This is a genomic window from Thermodesulfobacteriota bacterium (genome assembly GCA_040756475.1).
GTDB lineage: Bacteria > Desulfobacterota > Deferrisomatia > Deferrisomatales > JACRMM01 > JBFLZB01.
In genome coordinates this window covers 1-3,301 of the sequence record JBFLZB010000305.1, presented here as the reverse complement: position 1 = coordinate 3,301, position 3,301 = coordinate 1, and the positions used below count along the sequence as shown (strand labels likewise).

3 protein-coding genes are annotated in these 3,301 nt (G+C 71.5%); 1 reads left to right on the top strand and 2 read right to left on the bottom strand.

Annotated elements, in window-relative coordinates:
* Positions 1-339 precede the first annotated feature (339 nt).
* The gene (draG, locus tag AB1578_22900) at positions 340-1,254 is read right to left on the bottom strand and encodes an ADP-ribosyl-[dinitrogen reductase] hydrolase (protein ID MEW6490748.1); all 915 of its coding nucleotides are present in this window, start codon (positions 1,252-1,254) and stop codon (positions 340-342) included.
* Positions 1,251-2,048, bottom strand: coding sequence for an NAD(+)--dinitrogen-reductase ADP-D-ribosyltransferase (locus tag AB1578_22895; protein MEW6490747.1), 798 nt, complete (start codon positions 2,046-2,048; stop codon positions 1,251-1,253). Before AB1578_22895 ends, draG begins: the two co-directional genes overlap by 4 nt.
* Positions 2,049-2,255: 207 nt before the next feature.
* On the opposite strand from AB1578_22895, the gene AB1578_22890 reads away from it, so the two are divergent.
* Entirely contained in the window at positions 2,256-3,059 is an 804-nt protein-coding gene (locus AB1578_22890) for a SprT-like family protein (protein ID MEW6490746.1), read from the top strand.
* Positions 3,060-3,301: the final 242 nt, after the last annotated feature.

Below are 3,301 nucleotides of genomic sequence, written 5' to 3'. Positions count from 1 at the left end.
GGGCGCACGCTGTGCGCCCCTACGGGTGAAACGGCCGTATTCCCGAGCTCTCAACCGCTACGCGAACCCACACGGATCGGAACAGAGCCCTTCTTGGCCCCATGGCGGTCGAAATCGAAATCGCGATCGGAGCCGGCGTCGATTTCGATATCGATTTCGATTTCGACGGTGCAGGCAGAGGTGCCCCGTGCGTCCCCCGAGGGACCGCCTCGAAACTTGACGCATGGTTCGAGACCCCGGGTCCTCAGGGGTCTCTGGGCGAGAGGCTCCATTGAAACAAATATGTTTCACGATGGCTTGTTTGTAACAATGTCGTCCCAGAGACCGCCCCGCGCGGGCTCAGGGGAGGTGCCGCCCCAGGGGGCTCAGGCGGACGAGGGGCTCGGCCAGGGCCCAAAGCTCGGCGCGCACCGCCGGGTCGAGCCGCCCGAGCCAGGGGCGGGGAAGGCTCTCGAGACCGTACAGGGCGCCGGCCACCGCGCCGGCGATGGCGCCCGTGGTGTCGGCGTCGCCCCCCTGGTTCACCACTCCCACCAGGCAGTCGTGGAAGCTCCCGGTGGCGTGGAGGAAGTGGAGCACGGTGCGCAGGGTCTCGGCCACGTACCCGCCGGCCTTGCCGTCGTAGGCGCGGTAGTCGAGCTCGGGGTGGGCCGCCGCGAGCTCCCGGGCGACGCAGGTGAGCCCCGGGAGGCCTTCTCCGCACATGGCCCGGTGGATCAGGCGCCCCACGGCAACGCACGCCGCGTCCGAGAGGGGGTGGTTGTGGGTGAGGTGCGCCTGGGCCAGGGCCAGGCGCACCAGCAGGGCGTCGTCGCCCAGGGTCAGCAGGGCCACGGGGGCCATGCGCATGGCGGCCCCGTTGCCCGCGTCCCACCGCCCCGGGGGCGCCTCGGTGCGCCCGTGGAGCATGTAGGCGCGGATGCCGCGTCGGCAGGTATCCCCCACGTCCGTCGGCCGGCCGCGCAGCCACGCGGAAAAGGCGTCGGCCACCGCCTCCAGGTTCCACCCGCTGCGGGCCGCCACGGCGCGGGCCACGCACAGGCTCATCTCGGTATCGTCCGTGACCTGTCCCGGCCGCAGCCCCAGCCACCCCCCGCCCACGAGCTTGCGGTGCACCCCGAAACGGGCTCGGATCTCCTGGGGGGTCATGAACTCCGTGGTGGCCCCGAGGGCGTCTCCCAGGGCGAGCCCCAGCAGGCAGGCGCGGGCCCGGCCCACCACTGCCGGCAGGTCGAAGTGTCGGGCCGCGCTCAATAGGTCCTCACGCTCACCTCGTACTCGCCCCCGATCACGAGCACCTCCTGCTCCCCCCGCAGGATCGAGGTCGCCAGGAGATCGGCCTGGAAGAAGACCTTCGGGAGGGGCACCCGGGCCTCCAGCACCCGGGTGCCGAACTCCCACGCCCGCTCGAAGTCCCAGGTAAAGGAGTTCAGGTTGTTCAGGCACAGCACCAGGCGCGACGGGCCGAGCTGCTCCACCACCCGGTGCTCGGCCAGGTCGTGCACGCCCCGGTACAGGGTGCGGTAGGTCTCCCCCGGCCGGCACCGGGCGAGCTCGTACTGCACGTACGCGAAGAGAAGATCGAGCTGGGAGTGGATGGCGCTCGTGTGGGCGTGGCCCCGGGTGCGGTCGAGGGAATAGTGGAAGTATGCCTCCGAGTGGAGGTCGGGGATCGGCTCCCGGTGGAACGTGGGCAGCAGGCCCAGGCGGCTCTCGACCCAGCCCTTGAGCACCGCCCCCTCCACGGAGTTGGAGTCCACCATCCAGCCGCGCAGGAAGCGCAGGTAGCTGTTGCGCAGGCTGCGCCGGCCGAGCTCCGAGGTCTCCCGCTGCCATTGGTGGAGCTGGAAGACCACCTCCAGGTAGTCGTGGAAGATCGACGCGCGGCGGCCCCCGCATGGCTCGGCGTCCAGGCGCTGGAAGAGGCGGCGGTGGGTTGCGTGCACGCCCTGGATCTCCAGGGGCGAGGGCTCGCGGTTGAAGTGCAGCGACGCCAGCGCCCGGGGAGGGACGCTGCACAGGTTGATCGCGAGGGTGGGGGCCGCCATGCTCCCGGGCGCTTGCAAGACCGGCGCCACGGTCCAGACGCAGGCTGCCCTGCCGCGTTGGAGGCCGCGACGAATTCCCAAAAGGGGCTAAGCGGTGTACCACCTTGATGGTGGTATCGCACTGATGTAGAAACCGGGGTGTCGCAGCACGTGATGGTGCGCGGGATCGAGCGAAGGCTGTCCCGACCCCGTGGAGGAAATCGCCAGATGCTCCTTTCCGCTTCCGTCCCTGCGTCCCCCGGGGAGCTCGCCGCGCGGCTGGAAGGCCCCGGGTTCGCCCCGGAGGAGATTCGCCGCAGGGCCGAGGGGATCCGCACCGCCCTGGCCCAGCGGTCTGGGAGGCTCGGCGAAGGGAACTTCCGGGCGCTCGCCGTTGGGGATCTGGGGCTTCTCTTCGCCGAATACGACCAGGCCTTCTTTGGGGGAGCCCTGACGCGGACCCTCGGGGCGGCGTCGGACCCCGCGAGACGGCTCCGGTTTCGCCTGGCGCCGCGCATGACCCGGGCGGGGGGCAAGACCTTCCAGTTCCGCCCGGCCCGGCCGGGCGGCCCCCCCTCCTACGAGATCGCGGTCTCCACCCACCTGCTCTTCTCCAACTTCCACGCCGGGCACCGGCGCGTTGAGGTGAACGGGCTGCGGTGCCGCGACCGGCTCGACGCGCTCCAGCGGATCTTCGAGCACGAGCTCGTCCACCTGGCCGAGCTCCTTGCCTATGGGAAGTCGAGCTGCCGCGCCTCGGGCTTTCGCGAGCTCGCCCGGCGTCTCTTCGGCCACACCGAGGCCACCCACGGCCTGGTCACGCCCTCCGAGCGCGCCCGGGACCTCCACGGGCTGCGGGTCGGAGACCGGGTGGCCTTCCCCTTCCATGGGCGGCGCACCGCGGGGGTGCTCAACCGGGTGACGAAGCGGGCCACCGTGCTGGTGGAGGACCCGCGGGGCGCCCCCTATTCGGACGGCAAGCGCTACCGCAAGTACTACGTGCCCTTGCCGGCGCTGGAGCGCGCGAAGTAGGCATCAGTGGCAGCAGGGGGGAAGGGGCGGGGCCAGGCCGCGACGGTCCGCGACAGGGCCTTCCTAACGGCTCGCCACCACGACCAGGGGTCGCCGCCCGCCGAGGCGGCGGAAATGGCGCTGCAGGGCGCGCCGGGCCAACCTCTCCACTTCCTCGGGGTCCCACGGGCCGAGGGTTCCAGACCCTTGCAGCGCCAGATGCCGGCGCACCTCGGCTTCGAGGGCGCGCGCCGCGGGCTCCG